This is a genomic window from Sphingobacterium sp. UBA2480, assembly GCF_002341965.1.
GTDB classification, from domain to species: Bacteria; Bacteroidota; Bacteroidia; order Sphingobacteriales; family Sphingobacteriaceae; genus Sphingobacterium; species Sphingobacterium multivorum.
Genome location: NZ_DDPA01000009.1, coordinates 537560 through 562532 on the forward strand (window position 1 = coordinate 537560; position 24973 = coordinate 562532).

A 24973-nucleotide genomic window follows, 5' to 3' on the forward strand; every position below is an offset into this window, starting at 1 on the left:
AACCTTGATAGCTATTTTAATAGCAGCGGCTTCGTTTTGAAAGTGAGCTTTTGCAAGGACATCGCGGGGGGCTTATGCCAAGATTGCAAAGAACACAGCGTTGGCTAGCACAGTAAAATGTAGCGTTGGGCTATCTTTAGGATGGATAACCGAGTTTCGGAACTTTATCGAAAAATTATGTAAGAAGTAGAAGAATGACAATGTAAACGTGTAAGTTTGTAGATCACCAATATTAAATTTAAGGTTATGCTATATTTAGGAATTTTGGTCTTTTTTGGACTTATTACATTATTTGCTTCATTTTATACGGTAAAGCAAGAGTCTGCGGCCGTGATAGAAAGGCTGGGTAAATTTTTAAAAGTAAGTCATGCCGGTTTGCATTTAAAAATTCCATTTTTGGATCAGATCGCTAAGCGGCTGAATCTTAGGATAAAGCAATTGGATGTCATAATTGATACCAAAACATTGGATAATGTTTTCATTAAGATGAAAGTTTCTGTTCAGTATCAGGTAATCAGAGATAATGTAAAAGACGCGTATTATCGTCTGGAGAATCCCGAAAATCAGATTACATCGTATGTTTTTGATGTTGTGCGTGCTGAAGTTCCAAAAACAAAATTAGATGATGTTTTTGTAAGAAAAGACGATATTGCCATTGCTGTAAAAAGTGAATTGCAGGATGCGATGCAAAGCTACGGTTACGATATTATCAAAGCATTGGTGACAGATATTGATCCTGATGAACAGGTGAAACATGCTATGAACAGAATCAACGCTGCTGAACGCGAGAAAACTGCCGCAGAATATGAGTCTGAGGCACAAAGAATACGAATTGTTGCCGTTGCAAAAGCTGAAGCAGAATCTAAAAAATTACAGGGGCAGGGGATTGCAGACCAGCGAAGAGAGATTGCGAAGGGACTGGAAGAATCGGTAAAAATGCTGAATGCGGCCAATATCAATGCACAGGAAGCTTCTGCCTTAATTGTCGTGACGCAACATTATGATACGCTGAATGCCATTGGAGCAAATAGCAGAAGCAATTTGGTCTTGCTTCCAAATTCACCAACAGCAGCAAGCACTATGCTGAATGATTTGGTAGTTTCAATGGCCGCAGCACAAAAAATTGATGGGCATACTAGTGCGCAATTGCCTGAAATTCCTAAAGATAGCAGTCGGCAGGAATAAAACAAAGGTAGCGTGGTATAAGCGCTACCCTTGTTTTATTGTTTCATTAGTATCCCGGGTTTTGGATCAGATTGGGTTCGACTTGAAAGCTACTTTCGTGGAAAGGCCAGAGGTATTGATGTTTCAAAAATTTTCTATCTTCAATTTTAAGCACCTCAGATTTCTCGTCCGCACTTTGTCGCATATGACCTAATGCAGGTTGATTAAGAACTACTTCTGCTGTTTTCCATCGAAGAATATCACTATAGCGCAGCCCCTCACCGGCAAATTCGACTCTTCGTTCATTGCGAATTAAGTCAATCCATTCTTGTTGAGATCTCACCGTGAGATTGACATCTGCTACATTCATATCGAGTCCTGCACGTTGTCGAATCTGATTGATACAGCTTTTCGCTAATTCATCTACGTTATTCAGCATAATTTTGGCTTCGGCATAGGTCAATAACACTTCTGCGTAGCGTGCCAAAGGAAAGTACATATTACCTCCCGTCCGAAATGCATCAGCTTCATCGACAAATTTCTTAAACCAATAGCCCGATCGGCTGCTTCGTAAGTTTTGATAATAGAATAGACTCTTTGAATCATAAATATCTATTTTTTCTTTGTTGAATAGGTCGCCCTGCCCAAAAATACTTGCTGTGTAACGTGGATCGCGATTTAATTTGGGGTTGAGCTCATATTCCTGCTTGCTGTGTAAGGGGCATTTGTCAATCGAACGTCCTTGTAGTGTCCAATAACTATCAACCAAAGACTTCAAAGGAACGACATAAGATTGCCCATTTCCGGTCTTATATTGTGGGGCAAGATGCTGAAAGGAATTTGTAGCAGAATTATTGTGGCTTTCCATGTCAAATTTGATGATAAACTCCTTATTGGTCTTGTCTGCTTGATAATTGAATAGGCTAGCATATTGGGGGTGAAGTTGATATTTGCCACTGTCCATTATTTCCTTCGCAAGGGTTGCGGCAAGCTCATAGCGTCCATTGTAAAGAGCATATCGCATGACCAACGTTTTGAAGGAGTATTTGTTGAACATATAGGCGTTTGTGGTACCTTCATTTTCAGGGAGCCTGTTTGCCACATCTTGGCTCATTTCAAATAGTTTGTTCAGTATTTCAGCTTTCGGCGTTACTGGAGGTATTGCTTCTTCAAGTGTAACCGGGACTAGGACAAAAGGTACGTCACCCCAAACTTCAGTGATCCTGAAATAATGCCAGATACGTAGTGCTTCTAGGATTGCTTTATATTTTTGTCTTATCGACTCATTTTCCACATAGGGAATGTCAATATTCGCGAGGTAAGTATTGATCCGCCCCACGTGTTTATTATATAATGTCCAATAGTACTCAGCCAAACGTGCGTTGCTTGTCATATTGCCATTGGCAATGATCATATGGTGGTCTGTCTCTATTCTAGCATAGGCGTTATCGCTACGACCATCTAACATATAGAAGAGCAGGCGACGTTCTCCTGGTCCCATAAAAACATCCAAATAACTACTGTAGACTACCCGACGTAAATCTTCTTCGGTATTGAAGAACTCGTCGAAGGATGTTGCGGTAGGATCTCGTTTATCAAGAAATTTTTCGCAGCTACTTAACGTTGCTAGCGCAATTATCAAGGTTAAAATTTTCTTTTTCATTAGCATAGTTTTAAAAAATACTCGCACTCAGTCCAACACTGTAGGTTGCCATACGTGGATAATTTCCGTTCCCATCATTTGTTCCAGGACTATCGACATCAATACGTTCGGGGTCAAGACCTTCCCATTTCGTGAACGTGAATACATCCTGCGCATTAACATATATTCTAAAATTTTTGATGCTTTTGCCGATTTTAGGAAATGTATAACCAAGCTGAAGAGACTTGATACGGAAAAAGGCAGCATTGCTAAGCCAAACATCACTGAGTAGGGTATTGGGGCTTGGCCCCGTCCAAAGACGTGGAAAACGGCTATTCGGATTGTCGGGGCTCCAATGGTTTGCTACATATTCGACACGTGGTGCGCCGAGGTCGTTACTGTTTCCATCAACATACACCGGATAGGCCTCTTGGCCGATCAAGCGGCCCGTGCGCTTTCCGATCCCCTGACCCAATGCTGAGAAATCCCAGCCTTTATAGCGAAAGTCCAGATTTATAGCATAGTTATAATGGGGAAGAGGGTCTGCCAGATAGCTGCGGTCCTCATCGTTGATTATACCATCCTGATTTTTATCCACGTAGCGGATATCACCAGGTTTTGAATTTGGCATTTTAGCGGGCGTTGCGTCAACTTCCGCCTGCGTTTGGAAATAGCCATCAGACTGGAAGCCATAATAATTGTTGATTGGGACACCTTTGTACCAGATTCGGTTATTATCGCCTTTAAAGATCAATCTATCGTTTTCATTGTAGCCCGCCTTGAGCATTCGGTTGCGGTTATCAAAAAGCATTCCACCAATCGTATACGAAAAATCGTCCTTTTTGTCGGACCAGCTTGCTGACAGCTCCCAACCATTATTTTCCACGGCACCGATGTTGACCGCAGATTCCAGACTATTTGATCCCGTGAGCGGAGGCACGGCAAATTGGTCATAAATAAGATCGTATGAATTTTTATGATAAAGCTCTGCCGTAAAGGATAGTCTATTTTTTAATGCATTGACGTCTAGGCCCAGGTTCCATTGCTTCTGTTTCTCCCAGGAGAAATTTGGATTGGGAACACGTATTGTCCAGCCCCAGGTATTAACAGATTCCTGCCAGAGGTATGGCGCTACATTTTCGTTTCCGATAAGTCCATAGGAAGCTCGTATCTTAATGTTATTAACTGTTCCCGATTCGAGAATAGGTTTAAAAAAATGTTCGTTATGTAAGTTCCAGGCGAAAGCTCCCGAGGGAAAAAATCCCCAGCGATGACCGGGGGCAAACTTGCTACTCCCGTCTGAACGTCCAGTCAACTCTAAAATATAGCGGTTGTTAAAGGAATAATTTAATTTACCGAAAAAAGAAGCTTTGCTGATTTCTCTAAAATCGGTGAAGGTGTAATTCATGACTTCTGAACCTGCGGTTAGATAGATCTTGTCTTTGTGCTGGCGGAGCTCTTTGTTAAAGTTAATCAGCATCCGAGCGGTGAGCTGGCTTTCACTAACACCTTGCGAGGCATTGACATCATTTCCCCAAATTGCTGCCGGAGCACCATTTTCATCAAAGAACTTATAGGTCAACCTTTTTTGTTTATTGGCCGATTTGTTAATCATGTAGGAGACATTTCCCTCAATATTGAAATTGCTGTTGATGTTATATTTGGGACGTAAATTGATGGTACTACGATCATACATATTGTTTTTTGTACCACCGTGTTTTATTGAAGCAATTGGGTTGATGTTATTATGCAGGATATAGTGTTCGGGGAGGTCAGAATCATAAAAAATTTGTTGCGTTGGGTTCAGGCGCCAGGCCTGTTTATAAAGGCCGTGCCCATCATCGTTTGCCAAAAGACGATCTACCTGTAGACGGTGCGCATAGAAATCGGCCATTAATACAAATTTGTCGGCAATGTTGATATTTGTATTGAAACGTGCCGAAAACTTTTGAGTACCTTCAATCTTATTGAGGCCATTTTCTTTTATATGGCCAAGCATTAAATTAAAAGTACCAACCCCACCACCGCCAGATATACTTGCGTTATTATTCATTGCTGTCGACGTTCGTTCCATGACTTGATCGAGCCAATTGACTTCTTTTAATTCTCCGGAAGCATATTTGTTTATTGTTTCTTCGGGGTAGATCGCAGATTGTCCCTGTTGGATTAAGGTTTCGTTCCGCAATTTCATAAAATCAACGGCTCCGACAAATTTTGGAAGATCAATGGGTTTATTGACTGCAAACCAGTTGTTGGTAACGACTTTAAACTGTCCTGTCTGTCCGCGTTCTGTTTCGATGATGATAACGCCATTTGCGCCACGGGAACCATACATGGAAGCGGATGCGGCATCTTTTAAGACGGTAATGCTTTTAACTTGATTCGGGTCAATATCATGTATGCTCTGTTCCATACCGTCTACGATGACCAAAGGATCTGCATTTTGTAAGGTACTGATTCCGCGAATAGAGATGGTACCCGGAACACTTCCCGGCATACTGTTTCCGCGCATCATTGTGACTCCTGGGATCGTTCCTGAAAAAGCATCCTGCATTTTAAAAATTGGACGATTTTTTATTTTCTCCATATCCATTTGTGATACGGAAGATGCAACGTGCTTTTTGTCTACTTCGGAGAAGCCGACGACCACCACTTCATCAAGCCCCACTTCATCTGCATCCATAATAACATTTAGCTCCGGTTTATTGTTAATCGGGATTTCTAGCTGTTTGAATCCGACTGCACTAAAAATCAGGGTTCCTTTTTTGCCATCGGGGAGTGTCAGTTGGAACTCTCCTTTCGTATTCGACGAAGTTCCTGTATTGGAGCCTTTTAGCAGGATGCTTACAGCAGACAATAGATTTCCCTTGGTATCATGTACTTTTCCTTTTATGACTTGCTGCTGCAGATTGGATATGCCGGACGTACTTTGTTCTGGCAAAGAAATATCTTCATTTTTACGCTTGATAACAACAGTACCACGATGTAACATGTAATAGAAAGCGGTGCTTTTGAAAATTTTATCTAAAGCCTTATCGAGTGATACATCTGTGATTTCAACCGTTGCTTTTTCGTTTTTTAGTAATCCTTCTTTAAAGATAAAATGTATACCAGTCTGTTTGGTAATGCTTTCCAGGACAGTCTCAATCTTGGTATTTTGGGCATGTAAAGTTATCTGAGCGGAGCTTGAAGCGTAGGCGCCCATCATGGATGTCGCCAATAAGATTCCTGTCAGTTTCATTTTTAATAAATGGTTCAGAGTTTTCCCTTTGTCAACGGGACATAAGGTCCCTTTTGAATAAAATAAATTATTCATAAATTGGTATAGAATTAATGGTTTATGATCAGTGTTAATTCAATTTTGATGCAGGAGTATTTGCCGTACTTCTGCATTTTTATCATCTTAATTTAGGTTTTTCGCTTTTTTACATACAAAGTCCTCCTCAATAAGTTTATCTGTTTATAATTAGTTTATCTGTTTACAATTAGTTTATCATTGTCAATGGTAAATTTATAACCTGTCAAATCTTTTAGTACATTACAAAGTTCCGCCAGCGTTACATCTCTTTTCATGCTACCTTCATATCGTTCATTATTTAATGGGATCTTACAATCGACCTGAATTCCGTACCAACGGCTTAATTCATCAAGTATCTGTTGCATATCTTTATTTTTAAAATAGAAATATCCGTCTTTGAAGGCTGTGGCTTCAGCCTTACTGGCTAATGGAAAAGTCTTTAGCTTTTTATCGACAATTTCCGTTTCGCTGCCAGCATTCATATAGATTTCGTTTTCATCGTTGCTAACTTTAAGTTTTCCTTCTGTCAATGATACTCTCGTATTTGCATGATAGGAATTTACATTGAAAGCTGTTCCGATCGCCTGTATATTGATATGATTTGTTTCAACAATAAAGGGCCTATGTGCATCTTTTGCAACTTCAAAATAGGCTTCACCTTTTAGTGTCACTCTTCGCTCTTTTTTATCAAAATTTGCTTTATAGCTGAGCTCAGAGGCAGCATTTACCCACACTTTAGTCCCATCGCTAAGGGTTAATACCATGGTAGATCGTTTAGGAACTATTAAAGTATTTTTTAGGTTTTCTGCTAAGCTAGCGGGGTATATAAGCCGTCCTTCTTTTAATTCGATACCTTGCGCAAAATATTGGATTGCCTTTTTTTCGGTTAATCGTATTTCTTCTTTGCCCTCAATTTTTAAAACTGCACCTGCTCCTCCTGGAAGAACATCATTTTTATGTCCGTATATCTTGTCCGGAATTAAATAGTTTATAGGTTTTTCTTGCTGTTGTCTTTGCCATAACAGCGTTAGGACAAGTAATAGGGCGGCAGCAATCCCAATAGCCTTGTACCACGGTTTATTTAAGAAGAGATATTTCTTTCTTGATTGTAAAATTGTTTCCTTCGCCGTAAATTTACGCTGTGTGATGAGCCATTCTTGTTTTACATCAGTAGTGCGAAGATCAAAAGGAACATATATGTCGGTCTGTGATAACCGACGAGATAAGCTATCCCTTGCGCTTGGATATTTTTGTAAGAGATTTTTTAATTGGTTTTCTTTGTCGGATGGTAACTCACCATCCTTCAAAAGAAGAGCAATCAGTTCTGCTAATAGTATTTTGTCGGTTTCTATCATAATTCAGAAGCTAAATAACTTGAACGGTTGAAATGGGTGATCCGTTTATGGAAATAAGTGGAGGTTTAGTTATAAGGTACTGATTGTTAGAGTGTAAAAAATGTAAGAAGTAGGCTTAGAAATTTTCTTTTAAGCAGGTTTATCGCACGCATCCTTTGTGTTTTAACCGTGTTTACTGAAACATTGAGTTCCTGTGCGACCTCGTCATACTTCATTCCGTCCAGATAGATTAAACGGCAGATTCGTTGACAACCTTCGGGCAATTCATTGAGTTCCCGATGAAGAGCTCCAATCAGTTCGGCGTTTATTAAATTATCCAGAATATCATTGTCATCCGGCTGGTCAGGGTTAAATTGGCTCCGTACACGATCAAATACCACATTTCTTCGTTTGATATTCATCGCTATATTTTTTACAGCGCTATAAAGGAAGCTCTTAATGACGGGCTCTCCCTTTTGCAGTAAGTCCTGTCTGCCCATTAGAACGATAAATGCGTCCTGTACGATGTCTTTTGCAATTTCTTCGGAACCAACCCATGGAAATGCAAATACACTGAGTTGCAGAAAATATTTGTTAAAATAATATTCTGTGGATAACATTTCGTTTACTTTTTTTATTAAAATATAAATTTTAAAAGTGAAATAAAGAAAAATATTAGAGATTTTATGTAGGTAAAAACGTCTTAAAATTTTGAAGCTTTATAAAGCTGCTATTAAATGCTGTTTTTAGTTATAGTTTACTGTAATTTAATATAAATATGATATAACAGAGGTTTTTTTGTGTGAACATCTTGGTTTTCGGAATCTTTCATGTGTTGTTTCTATCGATTTTTTTTCAGAGGTAGGCTACTTTACAGTAAGGCTTTGTGCGTTTTTATCTCATAGCGATTTGCCCCATAATTTTAGTTATTCAGTGAACAAGCCCATTGCGAATAGTAACGGATCAGCTACGAATTCTAAGTGACCATTTACAGATATTTAATCATCATTTAAATAATTAAATGTGTCTTTATTTTTACCGTCATATACAAGGGTATGCCATCAAATCATACCATGGTTTAACAAGTAAATTTAAAAACAATGAAAAGATTAATGATGAGTTTGGTAGCAGTGGTTATGCTATCATCTGTTGCTTCGGCTAAGACAGCGACAACACCGGTCAATGGAAATGCATCTGTGAAAACAACTTCCCAGCGCCTGGCCAACAATACGCTCCGGGTAACCGAGGAAACCACGGAAACGAATGCAGCCTTTGTACGCTGTAATTTTAAGGTAAGCATATATAGCAGCGACGGCGTTTTGCTAGGCAGCGCAGTCTATACAGATTATGCTTCTTCAGCTGGCGGTTGTGCGGGTTTTTTTGCTGCAATGCATGACTGGGTTGCAAACAACTAACTTTTTATTCATTATCACAAAAAACAAAAGCGGGGCTTTGACCCCGTCTTTCTAAACTAAATTATCATGTGTAAATATTATATATTCTTTTTATTTCTGTTCCTTTCCAGATTATCTTCTGCACAGCGGCTTCATGCCGTATATGAATACATTCCATCGGCAATGGCTACTTTTAAAGAAGCGGTCTATTATGATGGAACAGTGAAGATTGCTGTTCGTGATTCGATGCCAATTCGTAAGCAAGAGCTTAACAAAGATGCCGACGATGAAGAAGTAGCATCTTCATTTTCGATAACAATCGGTTCTGGCAAGAGGTATAACAGGGTCGTGATCCATCAAAATAAGACTGACCAACAGTTAGAAACCCGTTCCATTCAAGGTGTTAACTATTTGGTGACGGACAAATTTCCGGCGCTGGTCTGGAATACGGATTACACCGATGTGGATACATTGGGCAAACATGTATGCCATAAGGCAACGGCCTCTTATCGAGGGACTACGTTGGTAGCTTATTATACGAATGATATTCCCGTGCCTGTTGGACCATCGAAATTTGGCGGCTTGCCAGGCCTTATCGTGATGCTCTATAACGAAAGTGCTAATCCGAACTATTGGTACTTGAAGGAGGTAAATTATCCCTATACTGGCGATATTCCCGTAAATGATAAATATATTCAGTCTTTACCCAAATTGAGCCTGGAAGAGTTTGTCAAGAAAGACGACCAATTCAATGAAGAGCAAATGCGCATTATGTACAGCAAAATGCCAATGATGGAAGGCGTAAGCGTTGAGAAGCAAAAAGTTAGGGGCAGTGTAGAGCAAGTGTATGAATGGGAACATCAATAAGCGGATAGCGGTCTTACTCAGCTTTTGTCTGTTGTGTATGGCCGTATATGGACAAGTTGCTATCCATGGAAGCGTCAGTACTGAAGGAAAACCTTTAGGAGGGGTGCGTATTGATTTACGGCGTGATGGCGATAACAAAATGCTGGCTTATACGTTTAGCGACGGTCAGGGGAAATATCATGTGCAAACGGCCCAAAGTGGATCATTTACGTTGCTATTCAAGGCGCTGAGCTTTAAGTCTGTTTCCCTTTCCATCACACCAATGCAGGTCGATACGCTAATTGATGTGCAGTTATCAGCTGGGGGAGTGGAACAATTGCAGGAAGTGATTGTCCACTCCAAAGGGGCTTATCGTCGGGGCAGAGATACCATTGAGCTTGCTGTGAAATCCTTTTTGCAGGGCGACGAGCGTACGGTAGAAGATCTACTTCGAAAGATCCCAGGTATTCAGGTGGGTACCGACGGCAGTATCAAAATAGGTAATAAAGAAGTGGAAAAAGTGATGGTGGAAGGGGATGATTTTTTCGAAAAGGGCTACCGCTTGCTGACGCAAAGCATGTCTGTTCGTCCCTTGGAAAAAATTCAGATATTGCAGCGGTATTCCAATAATAAGCAGCTGAAAGGTATCGAAAATTCGGACAAGATTGCACTAAATCTGCAACTTAAGGAGGAAAGTAGGGCACAGTGGCTTGGCTCTGTTGATGCGCAGGTGGTTCCCATAGGCCCCAAATATTATCAGGCGAGTGCTAACCTGATGAATTTTGGGAAGAAGAACAAATATTATCTCTTGGGTGCTGCTAACAATAACGGAGTGGATGCCGTAAGCAGCGTCAACCACCTCATTCAGTCTGGTTCTCCAGATGAACCAGGTCAGATTGGTGTAGGGGTAACAACACCCACTTTGATAGATAATACGCCAAATCTGCCTGGTTTTGATTATAAAAGAACCAATTTCAATAACGACAAGTTGTTGTCATTGAATACCATTTTAAATCCGACCCCACAGTTAAAAATCAAATGGCTGGGTTTTGCAAATCCTACTAAAAAATCATTTTACCGAAATACCGTGCAGAACTATCATTTGGAGGATATCCAATTTACCAACACGGAAGATTATCAGTTTACCAGAAACATCGACAACTACTTCACGAAACTGGAGCTGCAGTTGGAGCCCAATAAGCGTACACTGTTGAGCTATTCGGGTACACTTGGTTCTTTGAGGAAAAATGATTTGGGCGCATTATTGTTCAATGGTGTACAAAGTGAGGAACTGACCAAAAGCAAGGGGTATTTGACCAACCACAATCTGAGTTATAGCTACAAATTTTCGGAGCGGGATGTACTGGTCAGCTCTCTACGTTGGATAAACCAGCAATCGCCAGTAGATTACAGTATCGATCAATATTATTATAAAGACTTGTTTGGGGGGGAAGATATCCGTGCGGTAAAACAACATATTGAAAATAATCTACAGTATTTGGGTGCCACTACGCATTATGTAAGCCGAAAAAAAAATGGTGACTTCTTTGAGTTGGCTTTCAATATGGCCTATCAGCAGCAACAGCTTAATACCGAATTAGATTTGCTGTCAAATCCAGATGAGTTAGGGGGAAAAGCAGTCTCTCCCTCGGGATTTTCTAATGCGATGGACTTAAACGTATTCCAGACAAACTTTACTTCCAAGTACACTTTTAAACGAAATAAATGGGAATTAACACCTCGTTTGCAGGTAGGTCTCGTACAGAATAGGTTAACAGATTTTGGGAAAACCATGCCTAAAAATAACCTCTTGCTTTCGCCTGGATTATCGGGGAAATGGGTTGTCCACCCAAAAGGGCGCCTGGAAACCGACCTCTATTTTCAGCAACAGAATACCTCGCTTACCGAGCTCATTCCCCATTATTATACGACAGGAGTTCGAAACTTTATTCGAGGAATGGATAAGCTAGCCACGCTAAGCAGTTCTGGTGGCACGCTGATGTATACCTATGGCAGTATGACAGATCGTTTTTTTGCGAACCTCTCGGTCGGACATCAGATTTTGTTTGATTATGTGGGTACAGAAAGCAGTTTAGACCCCAATTTTAGCCTTGTGCAACAGGTATTGCTCAAAAATAAAAAGAGCAGCAATTACAAGGCGGATCTTAATTACTACCTGAAGGCTGTAGGAGGAAATTTTCGTTTGGACTTAGGTGCAAATACAGCAGATTACGAAACATTGGTGGTGGGCGTGGGCGATCGTCGCATCCATACAGAGACATACGATTATGGACTATCGTTTAGAAGTGCATGGAAATCCAGGTTGAATATTTACACAGGTTACGCCCTGCAGTCGGTTACTTATCGCTCAGATAGCAAAACTACACTACATAATAGTCGCGGGTTTCTGAATGTATTTTTGAATATGGGAAAAAACATACAGTGTAATCTAAAGAATGAATCCTATCGCTTTGGTAGTTTCCTTGGCCAGGATTCCAAGACCTATTATTTCTCGGATTTCTCCTTAGCTTATGAATTGCGGCAGCATAGGACAAGATTTACCATGACAGCAAAAAATATTTTCAATACTCGCTTTTTCAGAAATGCTGAATTGACAGACCTTTATAATACCAGCACCGAATATAAGCTTTTGCCTGGTTATATCAGTTTTGGGGTAGATTATAGCTTTTAAGTTTTTATTTTGAAACTAGGACAGCACTATCCCCAAAGCTGAAAATCCTATGCGGATAGCCAACACAATCGTTGCGGGTTGATTACAAGTTGATTTCGTCTGAAATTAGATCGTCAATAAAAACTCTTTGATCAATTCGGCAGTTTCGATAGGTTTTTCGGCAAGAATAAAATGGCCACAGTTTTCAATTTTTTTAAGTGTTAGATTACAGGTGATTTCCGGTAAAGAATGATGCAATAGGTCATAACCACTCGCACCAATCGCTAGGACTGGCATTTCTAATTTATCATAGCTCCCGTAATCTTTAATATCTTGTGGAATGGCCTGATACCATGCATTGGAACTACGAATGGCATCCTGGTTGTCATACGCTTTACTATACACCGATATATCAAATTGGCTTATGCTATCTTTATTAATCAGCAGGTTGTCGAATAACCAAGAGATGACGATTGACATGCGTCCCTCAAGCAACTTTTCTGGCAATTCTTTGACTTGGTTGAAAGCTAGCCACCAGGGATATAAATAACTGCTCCCTAAAATAGGTAACATCGGAAGCTGATACATGCTTGGGTCTGGATGTGGTGTATCCAGCAGTATCAATTTGCTTGTTGCTTGTGGATAATTACAAGCAAAACTAAAAGCGACATGTGCACCGATATCATGACCTGCAATACAAACGCTGTCGAAGCCTAAATGCTTGACTAATTCGTAGATATCCTTGGCCATGTTCTTTTTATCGTAACCATTTTCCGGTTTATCCGAGCTACCCATCCCTCTAATTTCAACAACAAATACTTGGTTGTCTTCTGCTAATATTGGCATGACATGATGGTAAGCCCACCATGTTTCTGGATAACCCGGAATAAGAATTATGGGGTCTCCTTTGCCCCCTTGAACATAATGGATTGATAGTCCATTTATTACAATAAAATTGTTTGTGAAGCCGGGTACAAGTTTAATAAGTTCTTTGTCGGAATATCCTATTTTCATTATAAAAGATAATTGATAGTTACCATTGATTTTCAATAGACAAATTTAAACTGTATTTTTACAACCCACAAGTATGAAGTATACTATATACTTTTATTATTTTTTTAAACTATTGATTATCAAGTGAAATTAATTAGTCAACTAGCGAAGGAAGCGAACATGCCTATTGGAACTATACGCTTTTATGAAAAGAGCGGACTCATTTCTGGCATGACAAAAAAGGAGGTAACTTCCAACAAGTACGTGTATTATGACGATGAAGTAACCGAAAAACTGAGGTTCATAAAGATGGCGAAAGCTGTAGGCTTTACCTTAGCTGAAATTAAACAGGTTATTGATGCATGGTATCAAAAAGAGCTGACTCAGGCAAGTAAAATGGAAGTGCTTGATCTTAAATTGCAACAGATACACACTAAGATAAAGGAACTTAAGCTAATGAAAAAACAAATTGTACGATGTAAAAGCAATATCGAAAATGGTTTAAGTCGATAACCTATAAAAAACTTTGCGAAAAAGAAAATGATGAAGGAATACAGCATTGCTATTGGACTGTCAATCGTATTGTGTCTAATTGCCTTTTTTATTAGAGATCGGTTTTTGGTGTTTTTTACCACCGAAATAATAGGTGAAAGCCCTTTGCTTAATAATAGTTGGCGCCTACCCGGTCAGGTTTTGCCAGCACTGATTTTTATTTTCTCTTTTGGGATTCTTCCTTTTCTGTATCTGTCAGTCAAAAATTATTGTAAAATATCTTCGGTAAGAAATCAATTGTTTACTATACTATTGATCTGCACGTCAGGATCTATATTTTGTGGAATACGCGTGATTTATTTAAAATTTAAAGTTGTTCAGATACGTGACCTATTAAAAAGGGCCGAGTTTGCTTCGGATAGTGATATACGTAGTGTTAGTTTTCAGGATATGCACCTGGAGTCTTATCTCTTGGCAGGTTTACTTGTTGGCTGGCTATTGTGTATGATTATTTTTAGAAAATCTACATATTCTAAACTTTAGCTTTTAAACCCACCCTAAATGTTTAACGAACGGGGCATTTCATACTACGAACTGCATGAAAGTGTAGAACATCCTGCGGTGTCGTCATAGCTTGAAGGACGCTTGACGGAAAATTCCGGAAATAATTCCTGGTAAGGATTTTCTAATGCTTGCGTTAGCTTCATTAACAGTGCTGTTTTTCCGGCACTAATTTCTTCAATACATTGGTAAAGAAGATAGTTCCGCAATATAAATTTGGGGTTTGTTTTTTTCATTAATTCCACGGACTCAGCTTTTGAAATAGCATTTGAATTCAGACGGGATCGATAGTTTTCCATGAAGTCTTTCAGTCTGCTGAGCTTTTCTTCATTTAAAGCGCTGTAAGCTACCGGGCTGAAATGTTCCTGTAAATCAGTTTCTGGTGTTGTTTTCTCCAGTTGATTGAAGAATAAGGTATGATCTAATGCGAGGTCCTGCATTAAGCTCTGCCAGTTATTAAAAAACACCTCATCCTCTTCTTTTAGTTCATCAAATCCGAATTTTTTGCAGAGCATTCTGTCATGAGTTTCCCAAAAATAAACGCCAAAATTATTTAGGGTGTTTTCAAGAAACTTTTCATCGTTGATGATGGGCTGGAGGGTATTTGCGAGTTTCCATAGATTCCATTGGGCAATCTGTGCCTGCTTTCCAAATGCATATCTTCTTCCCGGTAGATCCGTAGTATTCGGGGTGAAATTTAAATTATATTCATCCAGCATTGAATAGGGACCATAATCGATCGTTAGGCCTAAGATGGACATGTTGTCTGTATTCATTACCCCATGTACAAAACCTACTCTGAACCATTCTACCATTAAGTCTGCTGTGCGGATACATACATGTTCAAAAAGATCTTTGTATTTCTGCTGATCGGATGAAACAATTTCAGGGAAGTAATTTTCAATTGTAAAATCAAGCAGATCCTGTAATAACGTATGTTCACCCTGAGCAAACATCAGTTCAAAATGTCCAAAGCGAAGGAAGCTTTCGGCGGTTCTGATCACTACGGCTCCTTTTTCGTATTGTGGATTGCCGTTATACATGATATCGCGAAGAACATCTTCTCCTGTAAAGGCCAGGCTTAAAGCCCTGGTGGTAGGTATGCCTAAGTGATACATGGCTTCACTCATGAGGTATTCACGTACAGAAGACCGTAATACGGCTCTTCCGTCTGCACGCCTTGAATAGGGTGTTGCACCGGCTCCTTTCCATTGTATTTCGGTCTTCTTACCAGCAGCATTGGTAATTTCTCCCGCCAGAATGGCCCTGCCGTCGCCCAGTTGCCCGGCCCAATTACCAAATTGATGCCCGGCATAAGCTGTAGCGTAGGTCTGAATATTGTCGGGTAGGTGAGAGCCTACCAGAAAGTTAAGATCCTTTTCTTCAAATTTACCCAGCCCTATTTCCTCAGCAAGAGCTTCGTTAAAAGCAATCCGTTGAGGCTGTTCAAACCATGCAGGTTCAATCGTAGCAAATAGCACTTTTGGCGTGCCTCGCTGTGTAGGGTTATTGGAAAAATCTCCAGGGAATTTTTTGAGGAAAGGTTGTTTGATCTGTTCAATATTCATACAGCAAAGATATTAAATCTAAAAGATAAAGACCTTCCTTTTTTATACCTAGATGGTGTCTTAATAATGAGTACATAGATAGCCAAAATAAAGAGCCGATAGCTAATTATTGCAGTGAATGAACATTTTATGAAGACAAAGCCTGTCTAAAAGAATATAGCCTGCTGTTTTTATCTAGCACGATCGTAAGCCTTTTTCAAGAGATAACAGGCATAGGCAACATCTTGCTTATTGTGAAGATAAAAACTGATCCAGCCTGAATTTTTAAACACATGGTGGTCCTTAATTTTTCCCTCCATCATCAATGATTTTTTTAGCTCTTTATTTAATAAAATGTCCACTAAACCATTGCTATGGACATGTGCAAATTCCTTTCCCAAATAATTGAACGCAGTCCCACCATATTTATGTATCCCAATCGTCGTCCCGGGCATTCCTTTTACATTTTCTTCCAGGTCATCGATCCAATTTAGCAGTTCAGGCTTGGCAATGAACATCCAAAATCTCATGAGACTATCAAATAGAATGGCTAATAAGGGGATATCCTTTAAAAAGCCAACTCTTTTTACCACAAAAGAAAACATAGATTATCGCTCGCTTAAAAGTTTAATATGCTCCATGACTCGGAAATGGACATTCCTAGTGATACTTTCTGCCCAAAGGTCATAGTACCAAGTCGGGAAAACATGGAGATTATACCAACTGTTCCCAATAAGGGTAGTGGTACCATTTCCATTGTCTTTCAATATAAATTGACCTCTTTTGATATCGATATGTCCCATGATTTCAGGGTCTTTGGGTTGATCAATGATATCAAAAATTAAGTTTTCATTGACGTCAAATTTTACAATCTTCTCATCGAAAACATACCCGTTGCTAAAAATACATTTTCGGTTTGCGCCCAGTTTATGTTCACTTACCGTTGTAGCCATGGGGCTCGGCATTCCTATACTAAAAAGCCAATAGTTTTCCTTCTGAGATATGGGATCGAAGGCGACCACGTGTTGCCATACTTGCGTTGGACTCGCATGAATTAAGATCTCATCGGAGACCATATTTTCATGATGGTGATCAGTCAGGGAGTCGACAATAAAAATTCCAAGTAAGAGGCTAACAATGCTTATATTCAATTTTTGATTACTCTTTTTAAACATTGACCTTCCAATAAAGGCACCTGCGATAACAAAGCCAAAGATAAGAGGTGAAACAATTAAGAGGCAAATAATGCCCTCACCTAGGAATATAAAGCTGAGTAAGATAGCCATAAGGCCACCCAAGATAGAACATGCGGTTATTTGTTTACCTCTCATGTCAGTATCTTTCCAACACCAAGCCATGATAATACCCATCAACAGTGGAATAATCACAAACTCAGAAAAAACAAGTACCCCTGCATCCTTGGGCAGCAATGAAGATTGCATACCAATAATTAGAAATGCAAAAATGTTGGCGATTAGAATTCCCTGAACTGTTTTAGAACTTCGTACTTTATAAAACGTTTGTTTCAAACTCATGATACTTGATTTTTATGTTCATAAACCGGTTGTGCTAAAACTTTGTGTGGCTAAGGTATTAAATAATTCGCTATTTAATAAATTGTGGAATGCTGATAAATATGATGCTATTCAATTGAAGCTGATCAAAATGTTACAAATACAAAAATGCCGTTGCGTTGGATGTATCCTACTGCTGAATTCGATACAAATCGCGAAAAAGTTGATGAAGCAAGTCAACGACAATGTGTTGGAGTTGATAATGTGGATAAAATTATTTGGTTATTACAGAAATAAGTAAGAAACTCGCTTATATGATAATGGTAGAAACCGCTCTCGGCAAGAACGTTGCGGTAATACTTTCCAGTAGAAATAGACAACTCCAATGAAATTAAGAAAGATTATATTGCTTTTAGTGATAGCCCTTTTGGGGCATACACTCTTCGCTCAGGCAAAAAATGAGGTAAAAGTACTGCAGATCAACATTTGGCAGGAGGGGACTGTTGTGCCCAATGGGTTTCCTGCGATAGCAGACGAAATTATTGCCAAGCATGCAGATGTCGTTCTCTTTAGTGAAGTCCGCAATTACAAGGGAACAGATTTTATTCAGCGTATACTAACGGAACTCAAATCTAAAGGGGCAATCTATTTTGGCCAGTCCAGTGATGCAAAACTGGATGTCGGTTTTATTTCCAAATATCCGATTGAATCACAGCATGCGCTTTATGAAAAAGATAGTACCATGGGCGGTGTTTTAAAAAGTAAGATCAAGATTGGAAAGCGTTCTTTTGTATGCTATTCTTTACACTTGGACTACACAAATTACGCATGCTACTTGCCGCGTGGTTACGATGGTTTGACCTGGGAGAAGTTAGATCGTCCTGTTTCAGATGTAGGTACCATTATTGAGGCTAATCGGAAAAGCAAACGTGATGAAGCTATCCAAGATATCCTGAGCGACGTAGAAAAAGAGGATCAATCACAATCGTTTATTATTGCAGGTGATTTTAATGAGCCTTCACATTTGGATTGGACATTGGCTACAAAAGATCTTTTCGACCATCGTGGGGCAGTGGTTCCTTGGGACTGTTCGGTTTTATTAGAAAAAGCCGGATTTATAGATAGTTTCCGTCAATTATATCCCAACCCGGTCAGTCATCCTGGTTTTACCTATCCTGCTTTTAACAAGGATGTTCCCATTGGGAAATTGGCATGGGCACCCACAGCGGATGATCGAGATCGGATCGATTATGTTTATTACCGCAGCAAAAAACCGTTGAAACCAGTAAAAGCTAACATTGTCGGTCCTGTAGAAACCGTAAAGTATGGACAGAAGCAGGAAAAAGATAGTGAAGATAACTTCTTGCTGCCCGAAGGTGTGTGGCCAACCGATCATAAAGCGATGTTGGTTATGTTTAAATTCTAGAGCATTAATAGCCAAATGAAATATACCGAAAAGACTGTAAGTGCCTACGAATGATAATTTATCTGCAGCGAATTATAATTGGTTCGATTTTCAATTGGTTGTACTATTAAATTTGTGTTTAAAATGATAAGTTTATCATGAACAAATCAAGCTAATGAAAAAGATTAAAAGGTTCGTTTTAGTGGTTGTCGTTCTATGCGTAGTAGCCCTGGTTGTTGTGGTGATAACCAATAGCAATGTAACGGCTAAAACAGATTCGGTGATTTTCACTGAACTTAAGGATGTGCCAAGAACCAAGGTAGCCATCATTTTTGGCGCTGGCATCAATGGTGATCAGCCAAGTAGGTATTTGAAAGATAGACTCGATGCTGGGATTTCGTTGTACAAAAACCACAAAGTGGATAAAATATTGTTGTCGGGAGACAACGGAAGAGACGAGTACGATGAGCTTAGCGTAATGAAGTTGTACTGTCAGAAAAATGGCATCGATACCGCTAAAATTTACATTGACTATGCTGGGTTCGATAGCTACTCGACCATGTACCGGGCAAAATATATATTTAATGTTGATACGGCAATTTTGGTATCTCAAAAATATCATCTAAATAGATGTGTTTATCTGGGTGATAAATTAGGCATAAAATCATTCGGTTATAGTGCCGATCGAGGAGTTTACCCTGGATATAAATATTATGCATTTAGAGAAAAACTATCGGTAACGAAAGCGGTTTTGGATGTAATGAGAAATAGAAAACCAAAGTATTTAGGTAAGCAGGTGGATGTAAACGGAAAGTCGAATTATACGAAAGAATAATTTAGGAGATTTTACGGATTGATAGACCAATTATTATCGTAAAATTCAGCAACCTCCTAAGAACAACCAGGAATAAAAAAATTAAAGGCAATGTCTCCAGTAGCTTGCGGGAATCATGTTGAATAAGTATTTTCGTATATATTCCAATTTGATATGAAATTCCTTTTAACCTTTATTTTTTGTTCCTGGTTTTCTTTGTCACTATTTTCTCAGGTTGGGAAAGTAGGTGGGCAGAAAGATCAATTTAAAGCAATTGATTCTGTTCTCGGCCAAGTTTTAAAAGATCATCATGTGGCGGGTTTTGCCGTTGCTGTTGTAAAAGGCGATAAAATAATTTATAATAAGGGATTTGGCTATCGTGATTTCGCGAATAAAAAACCTGTTACACCGAATACGCTTTTTGCAATCGGTTCGAGCTCCAAAGCTTTTACCGCTTCATTGTTAGGTTTGTTGAGAGCGGATGGCAAACTGACATTTGAGGACAGAGCGGTATCTTTACTGCCTGCGTTACGGTTTTACAATGATGAGATGGATAATCAAATCGTGGTTAAAGACCTAATGGCGCATAGGACAGGCTTGTCCCGCTATGATTTATCTTGGTTTCTGTTCAATAGTAAAAATAGAGATAGTCTGATTTCACGGGTCAGATTTATGAAACCCAGTTCAGGCCTGCGCATGAAATGGTTCTATAATAACTTTATGTACCTTGCTCAAGGAATGATTGTGGAGCGATTGAGCGGTAAGACATGGGAACAAAATATACAGGAAAAGTTTTTTACTCCCCTAGAAATGACTCGTTCTAATACCGATCTCTTAGCATTTCAACGGGACAGCGATGCTTCTTTGCCCTATACACTTTCCAAAGATAACACGATAAAACTGATTGATTATTATAATATTAGTGGTATGGGGCCAGCAGGAAGCATAAATAGCAGTGCTAGTGACATGTCTAATTGGCTCAAGGTTTGGCTCAACCAAGGTTATTTCAATGGGAAAGAAATACTTCCTGCAAATTATATAAATGAGGCTGCGAGCTCCCAAATGGTGATGGATGCCGCTTTACCGGACAAACACAAAGATGTTTTCCTTTCCAATTATGGATTAGGCTGGATGATTGGCTCCTATAGAGGACATTATCAAGTAGAACATGGTGGAAATATTAACGGATTTTCTGCGAATGTGGCATTTTTTCCAACAGATACACTCGGAATTGTCGTATTAACCAATCAAAACGTGTCTAAGGTCCCTACGGTGGTCAGAAATTCTATAGCGGATATCCTTTTTGGCTTGGAACCAATCGATTGGAATGGTGAAAAAAAGGCTGAAATCGATTCGCTGCGTCATGTTAAAAAAGAAGAAGAAAAGTTGCCCATTCCAGCGACGAAACCTTCCCATTCCTTAAAACAGTACACTGGTTCTTTTGAGAATCCTGCATATGGAATTATTGAGGTAAGGCTTAAGGATAACAAGCTATACAGTGAACTCGGTTATGAGAAGGTTGTCCTTATCCACCGACATTATGATGTTTTTGACCCAAGGTCTGTCGATAAAAATGGTGTAGCAGATCCTGAACCAAGTAATCTTCTCTTTAACTTCTTTAGCGATGTGGACGGTCAGATTCAAGGTATAGGAATTCTGTTGGACGGTAGTGAAAAACCGGTTATGTTTGATCGTAAACACAGTCCTGTTACTGCATCGCAGTAACCGACCAATCGTATGGAGCAATAACATGAAAAGGAGGTGCCCCGATGGCACTCCTAAGCCAGCTGCCACAGAAAAGATTAGCTGTCAAATTGTATTTGACATACGAAAGCAGAAGATTGGGTGAATTTAAAAATGGGGACTTTAATGAATCTTAAGTATTTGAGATTTAATCCCTGATAATTTATAGACGCATTATGAGATATTCACCTGTAAAAATAATACTAATTGAGGTCGTACTTTTGATGGGGTGTAATTTCGATAGGGAAAAACAGTATTTTCTGGAATTCAGAGAAGAAAAGACAATAGCATCCATGCCCAATGATATTTATTTCAACGATCAAAAAATAGGAACGGTGGATCGGGTATTATTAAAATCAAAGGTTCCAACTTTCAAGGTGACCTTATCTGATCCAATACCTATACATTCAACTATTGAATTAACTGAAATGGATCTGCTTGGTAATCACAGATTATTATTGAAAAAGAGTAGTGCTGAAAGAATATATCATCATAATGACACCATTACAGGTTTTTTAAAATACATTAAACAAAAAAACATAGATCCAAAACTGCGGGATAGTATTTATAAATCAATTCGCGAGGGGAAGGGGATCCTTCAATTTGATACTGAGTAGTTTCCCCGCTTTGAATATTTAAGCTTTTATACCTATTTTTATTACTTGTATAAGGCGCTTATCTCCGTGATATCTCGGTAACCCAAGTGAAAAAATCAGATCTTATTGTAACCTAAATGACTTCTTTACCGAAGCTCTTATTGATTGGAAAATTCTTCTTATGGAGGGGAGGTCTTTATGATTATGTCCAGAACAGCATAGGCGCTCCGGATATAAAGGTAACCGAGTTAAATACTCGCAAAATCTAGCAGGATTGCTTTCGTCAAGTTATGGCTACTACGAATCAAGACAGGCACGTCTGAGCTTCAACTAATTAGGTTCATTTATGGCGCGAATAAGGATCAACGTAATCGCAAAGCGACTCTCGAAAGCGAATGCGGTCGGATACAATAAGATAGAGTCCGGCTATGTCGACTTTGTGTTTATACCTTTCGATATAAGAGCGTAATTGTGATGAGCGCTCAAATGATTAAATCCTGATCCTGGCGTATAGTTTACCAAGTGAGCGGAGAGCAATACTGTTTTTGCATTTTTTTAAAATTAATTATTATAGAGTTTTGTAAGTATAAACGGCAGATCATGAAAAAAAACACGTTTTTACTAATCGCTATATTCTTTTGGATACCCATTGTTGCTCAGGTTAGCAGCAAGGGCGAACAATATTCAATCGACAAAAAGGTAGAATATTATTTAGGGAGTATAGATATTGCAGGAATAAGCATCGGTGCCTCCTTCGATAGTCTGAGTAAAATTAGGAGCTATGCAAACAGGTTTCCCAACATAAGCAACCAAGCGCTGACTTATATCAATAATGGAAATAGGGTACAATTCAAAATTCGTACTAAACTACTTTCAGGCATAAAGAACTATCGCTTTGCTGTTGTCGATGATTTAAAAAATACGTTGTTATCCGGACGCTTAGAGGACCTGAACTTTAACAAACACGGCTTATTTGGTTATATAGCAGAATTGCCAATAACGGAGATCCGAAATAAGACCATTTCTGTAACCTTATATAACGAAAAAAATCCTTCAGAACAGGGAAGCGTGATTATATATAACACAGCGATCCCAAAAACTGATATTATCTTTCTTGGAAGGGAGCTAATTGATAGATCAAATAGATCTGCGGTTGAAATGAAAACAGATGCGTCGAAAATTATCTTGGACAATGATGTTACAGCTCTGAAGGTTGCAGTTAGAAAAAATGATTACAGTTCCATTTACTCGTTATTGGTAAAAGAAAAGGAAACTGGCAACATTGTATTTAAAAGTAATTCTTGGAATTACAGTTTTTACACTGTAGATGGAATAGAGCAACCGAATATTTCAATAGGTCGGGAGAATTTCAAAAATTCTGGAGAATATGAAATCATTATTCGACCACAATTAGAGAATATGACGGAGAAAGAGATGGAATCGTCTAGTTTTAGACAAAATGTCAAAATACAAATTGATAGAACTTTCTCTATGCAAGATATGATCATGTGGTCTCTATCATTAATTATTATCTTTAGCATTATAAGCTTTCTTCTAATTTATGTACTGCGTAGAAGAAATAGAAAAAAAATCCGAGAAGAGAGTTTAAATAAAAAAATATCGGAAACTAAACTGATCTCGATTCAGGCGCAACTCAATCCTCATTTTCTTTTCAATTCGCTCGCTAGCATTCAGAGTTTTATAAATAACAATGATGTGGACAATGCAAATAGGTATTTAAGCAAATTTGCCCGTCTCACCCGAAATGTGCTGGATAGTGAATCGGTAAATACACTCACGGATGAGCGCAATCTTTTAACCGATTATCTTCAGATGGAACAGCTACGATTTGGTTTTGAATATGCGATTGATGTTAAGGATCTTGATCCTAATAACATCGAAATACCAACAATGCTCCTACAACCATTGGTTGAAAATGCTATAAAACATGGGATATCAGAATTGAAGGAACGTGGAAAGGTTAGCTTATATTTTGAGAGGAGGGAGAGTGATATGATAATAACTATATTGGATAACGGTCGAGGGTATGATATAGCACATACACCATTCGGATTAGGAATCAGGTTAACCAATGAGCGTATACAGCTTTGGAATGAATTGCATCCAGAGACAAATATTTTCATAGATACAGAATCTAAAAGTACGGGGACATGCGTATCTTTAATTTTTAAAAACTGGTTATTATGATACGTGCTATTTTAGTGGACGATGAAATTTCAAATACCAAAAATTTAAAGGCGCTATTGGCTAAGTATTGTCCACATGTTGAAGTTGTGGCAATTGCAAATACGATTACTGAAGCAGCGAGCTTAATTAAAAATAATAGACCCAATTTGGTATTTCTTGATATAGAAATGGGGAGTCAGACAGGTTTTGACCTGCTTAAGGATTTTGAAACAATAGACTTTCAGGTGATTTTTGTTACAGCATACAACCAATATGGTATACAAGCCATAAAACATGCGGCATTAGATTATCTTCTAAAACCCATTGATATAGACGAGCTCAAATTGGCCGTTGAAAAGGCTTGCAAAAAAGTAAGTACAATAGTGCAGAATCCCGGGGTAGAATTTCTGATTCAGCAGTTGACATCGAAACAGAGGGTGCCTCAGAAGATAGCTCTTGCTTTTCAAAACGAAACTCGATACTTACTCATTAGCGATATTATACGTTGTGAAGCAGACGATACATATACCGTTTTTCACTTACTAAATGAAGAGAAAATAATTTCTTCAAAACCTTTAAGAGAATACAGCGAAATACTAATTCCACACAACTTTATTCGAACACACCAAAGTCACCTTATAAACCCTTTTTATATCCAAAGTTGGCTTAAGGAAGATGGCGGGACTTTACTATTGGCAAACCGTGAGAAAATACCAGTATCTAAACCAAACCGTGAGCGCGTAAAAAACGCTTTGGCACAATTGTAAAACAA

Annotated in this window: 19 protein-coding genes; 11 read left to right on the plus strand and 8 right to left on the minus strand. The window is 38.8% G+C overall.

What is annotated here, in order from left to right:
* The first annotated feature begins 246 nt into the window (after positions 1–246).
* Positions 247–1185 (plus strand): SPFH domain-containing protein, encoded by a 939-nt coding sequence (locus B3600_RS22825; RefSeq protein WP_070568567.1) that lies wholly within the window; start codon positions 247–249, stop codon positions 1183–1185.
* Positions 1186–1231: 46 nt separating this feature from the next.
* On the opposite strand, the gene B3600_RS22830 is transcribed toward B3600_RS22825, so the two are convergent.
* The 4 genes from B3600_RS22830 to B3600_RS22845 all read right to left on the minus strand — a co-directional run bounded on the left by B3600_RS22830 (position 1232) and on the right by B3600_RS22845 (position 8058).
* Positions 1232–2827, minus strand: a complete 1596-nt coding sequence (locus B3600_RS22830; protein WP_286754504.1) for a RagB/SusD family nutrient uptake outer membrane protein — start codon at positions 2825–2827, stop codon at positions 1232–1234.
* 10 nt (positions 2828–2837) lie between these two features.
* On the minus strand, positions 2838–6047 hold the full coding sequence (locus tag B3600_RS22835; RefSeq protein ID WP_286754505.1) for a SusC/RagA family TonB-linked outer membrane protein: 3210 nt from the start codon (positions 6045–6047) through the stop codon (positions 2838–2840).
* A 230-nt stretch (positions 6048–6277) separates the two neighbouring features.
* Entirely contained in the window at positions 6278–7459 is a 1182-nt protein-coding gene (locus B3600_RS22840; RefSeq protein WP_286754506.1) for a FecR family protein, read from the minus strand.
* An 86-nt stretch (positions 7460–7545) separates the two neighbouring features.
* Complete coding sequence (locus B3600_RS22845; RefSeq protein ID WP_070568551.1) at positions 7546–8058, minus strand: sigma-70 family RNA polymerase sigma factor; 513 nt, start codon at positions 8056–8058, stop codon at positions 7546–7548.
* A 480-nt stretch (positions 8059–8538) separates the two neighbouring features.
* Between B3600_RS22845 and B3600_RS22850 the strand changes: the two genes are divergently transcribed.
* From B3600_RS22850 to B3600_RS22860, 3 genes are all read left to right on the plus strand, one after another.
* Positions 8539–8853: a hypothetical protein gene (locus B3600_RS22850; protein WP_146753046.1), complete on the plus strand. Its 315-nt coding sequence runs from the start codon at positions 8539–8541 to the stop codon at positions 8851–8853.
* A 66-nt stretch (positions 8854–8919) separates the two neighbouring features.
* Entirely contained in the window at positions 8920–9699 is a 780-nt protein-coding gene (locus B3600_RS22855; protein WP_112374551.1) for a GLPGLI family protein, read from the plus strand.
* Positions 9680–12370 carry a hypothetical protein gene (locus B3600_RS22860; RefSeq protein ID WP_286754507.1) on the plus strand — a complete coding sequence of 897 codons (2691 nt, stop codon included), beginning with the start codon at positions 9680–9682 and terminating at the stop codon, positions 12368–12370. The genes B3600_RS22855 and B3600_RS22860 overlap by 20 nt, the downstream gene beginning before the upstream one ends.
* A 105-nt stretch (positions 12371–12475) precedes the next feature.
* Here B3600_RS22860 and B3600_RS22865 read toward each other — a convergent pair whose 3' ends face one another.
* Positions 12476–13363: an alpha/beta fold hydrolase gene (locus tag B3600_RS22865; protein ID WP_286754508.1), complete on the minus strand. Its 888-nt coding sequence runs from the start codon at positions 13361–13363 to the stop codon at positions 12476–12478.
* 123 nt (positions 13364–13486) lie between these two features.
* Here B3600_RS22865 and B3600_RS22870 point away from each other — a divergent pair, with 123 nt between their 5' ends.
* Positions 13487–13855: a MerR family transcriptional regulator gene (locus B3600_RS22870; protein WP_286754509.1), complete on the plus strand. Its 369-nt coding sequence runs from the start codon at positions 13487–13489 to the stop codon at positions 13853–13855.
* A 566-nt stretch (positions 13856–14421) separates the two neighbouring features.
* On the opposite strand, the gene B3600_RS22875 is transcribed toward B3600_RS22870, so the two are convergent.
* The 3 genes from B3600_RS22875 to B3600_RS22885 form a co-directional block, all read right to left on the minus strand.
* Positions 14422–15963, minus strand: a complete 1542-nt coding sequence (locus B3600_RS22875; RefSeq protein WP_286754510.1) for a protein adenylyltransferase SelO — start codon at positions 15961–15963, stop codon at positions 14422–14424.
* Between the two features lie 170 nt (positions 15964–16133).
* Positions 16134–16472, minus strand: coding sequence for a luciferase family protein (locus B3600_RS22880; protein ID WP_286754511.1), 339 nt, complete (start codon positions 16470–16472; stop codon positions 16134–16136).
* 78 nt (positions 16473–16550) lie between these two features.
* Positions 16551–17477, minus strand: coding sequence for a hypothetical protein (locus tag B3600_RS22885; protein WP_070568525.1), 927 nt, complete (start codon positions 17475–17477; stop codon positions 16551–16553).
* A gap of 364 nt (positions 17478–17841) precedes the next feature.
* Here B3600_RS22885 and B3600_RS22890 point away from each other — a divergent pair, with 364 nt between their 5' ends.
* The 6 genes from B3600_RS22890 (at position 17842) to B3600_RS22915 (ending at position 24968) form a co-directional block, all read left to right on the plus strand.
* Complete coding sequence (locus B3600_RS22890) at positions 17842–18882, plus strand: endonuclease/exonuclease/phosphatase family protein (RefSeq protein ID WP_286754512.1); 1041 nt, start codon at positions 17842–17844, stop codon at positions 18880–18882.
* A gap of 154 nt (positions 18883–19036) precedes the next feature.
* Positions 19037–19696 carry a SanA/YdcF family protein gene (locus B3600_RS22895; protein WP_201303515.1) on the plus strand — a complete coding sequence of 220 codons (660 nt, stop codon included), beginning with the start codon at positions 19037–19039 and terminating at the stop codon, positions 19694–19696.
* A 153-nt stretch (positions 19697–19849) separates the two neighbouring features.
* Positions 19850–21400, plus strand: coding sequence for a serine hydrolase (locus B3600_RS22900; protein ID WP_286754513.1), 1551 nt, complete (start codon positions 19850–19852; stop codon positions 21398–21400).
* A gap of 194 nt (positions 21401–21594) precedes the next feature.
* Positions 21595–22035, plus strand: coding sequence for a hypothetical protein (locus tag B3600_RS22905; RefSeq protein WP_286754514.1), 441 nt, complete (start codon positions 21595–21597; stop codon positions 22033–22035).
* A 579-nt stretch (positions 22036–22614) separates the two neighbouring features.
* Positions 22615–24222: a sensor histidine kinase gene (locus tag B3600_RS22910; RefSeq protein ID WP_286754515.1), complete on the plus strand. Its 1608-nt coding sequence runs from the start codon at positions 22615–22617 to the stop codon at positions 24220–24222.
* The gene (locus B3600_RS22915) at positions 24219–24968 is read left to right on the plus strand and encodes a LytR/AlgR family response regulator transcription factor (protein ID WP_070568500.1); all 750 of its coding nucleotides are present in this window, start codon (positions 24219–24221) and stop codon (positions 24966–24968) included. The genes B3600_RS22910 and B3600_RS22915 overlap by 4 nt, the downstream gene beginning before the upstream one ends.
* The last annotated feature ends 5 nt before the right edge of the window (positions 24969–24973 follow it).

What these genes read in the sequence shown, in the direction of transcription:
- B3600_RS22875 (WP_286754510.1), bottom strand. Translation starts at nt 15,963, where the DNA reads ATGAATATTGAACAGATCAAACAACCTTTCCTCAAAAAATTCCCTGGA.
- B3600_RS22890 (WP_286754512.1), top strand. Translation starts at nt 17,842, where the DNA reads ATGAAATTAAGAAAGATTATATTGCTTTTAGTGATAGCCCTTTTGGGG.
- B3600_RS22840 (WP_286754506.1), bottom strand. Translation starts at nt 7,459, where the DNA reads ATGATAGAAACCGACAAAATACTATTAGCAGAACTGATTGCTCTTCTT.
- B3600_RS22855 (WP_112374551.1), top strand. Translation starts at nt 8,920, where the DNA reads ATGTGTAAATATTATATATTCTTTTTATTTCTGTTCCTTTCCAGATTA.
- B3600_RS22910 (WP_286754515.1), top strand. Translation starts at nt 22,615, where the DNA reads ATGAAAAAAAACACGTTTTTACTAATCGCTATATTCTTTTGGATACCC.
- B3600_RS22825 (WP_070568567.1), top strand. Translation starts at nt 247, where the DNA reads ATGCTATATTTAGGAATTTTGGTCTTTTTTGGACTTATTACATTATTT.
- B3600_RS22885 (WP_070568525.1), bottom strand. Translation starts at nt 17,477, where the DNA reads ATGAGTTTGAAACAAACGTTTTATAAAGTACGAAGTTCTAAAACAGTT.
- B3600_RS22845 (WP_070568551.1), bottom strand. Translation starts at nt 8,058, where the DNA reads ATGTTATCCACAGAATATTATTTTAACAAATATTTTCTGCAACTCAGT.
- B3600_RS22905 (WP_286754514.1), top strand. Translation starts at nt 21,595, where the DNA reads ATGAGATATTCACCTGTAAAAATAATACTAATTGAGGTCGTACTTTTG.
- B3600_RS22895 (WP_201303515.1), top strand. Translation starts at nt 19,037, where the DNA reads ATGAAAAAGATTAAAAGGTTCGTTTTAGTGGTTGTCGTTCTATGCGTA.
- B3600_RS22860 (WP_286754507.1), top strand. Translation starts at nt 9,680, where the DNA reads ATGAATGGGAACATCAATAAGCGGATAGCGGTCTTACTCAGCTTTTGT.
- B3600_RS22850 (WP_146753046.1), top strand. Translation starts at nt 8,539, where the DNA reads ATGAAAAGATTAATGATGAGTTTGGTAGCAGTGGTTATGCTATCATCT.
- B3600_RS22900 (WP_286754513.1), top strand. Translation starts at nt 19,850, where the DNA reads ATGAAATTCCTTTTAACCTTTATTTTTTGTTCCTGGTTTTCTTTGTCA.
- B3600_RS22865 (WP_286754508.1), bottom strand. Translation starts at nt 13,363, where the DNA reads ATGAAAATAGGATATTCCGACAAAGAACTTATTAAACTTGTACCCGGC.
- B3600_RS22915 (WP_070568500.1), top strand. Translation starts at nt 24,219, where the DNA reads ATGATACGTGCTATTTTAGTGGACGATGAAATTTCAAATACCAAAAAT.
- B3600_RS22880 (WP_286754511.1), bottom strand. Translation starts at nt 16,472, where the DNA reads ATGAGATTTTGGATGTTCATTGCCAAGCCTGAACTGCTAAATTGGATC.
- B3600_RS22830 (WP_286754504.1), bottom strand. Translation starts at nt 2,827, where the DNA reads ATGAAAAAGAAAATTTTAACCTTGATAATTGCGCTAGCAACGTTAAGT.
- B3600_RS22835 (WP_286754505.1), bottom strand. Translation starts at nt 6,047, where the DNA reads ATGAAACTGACAGGAATCTTATTGGCGACATCCATGATGGGCGCCTAC.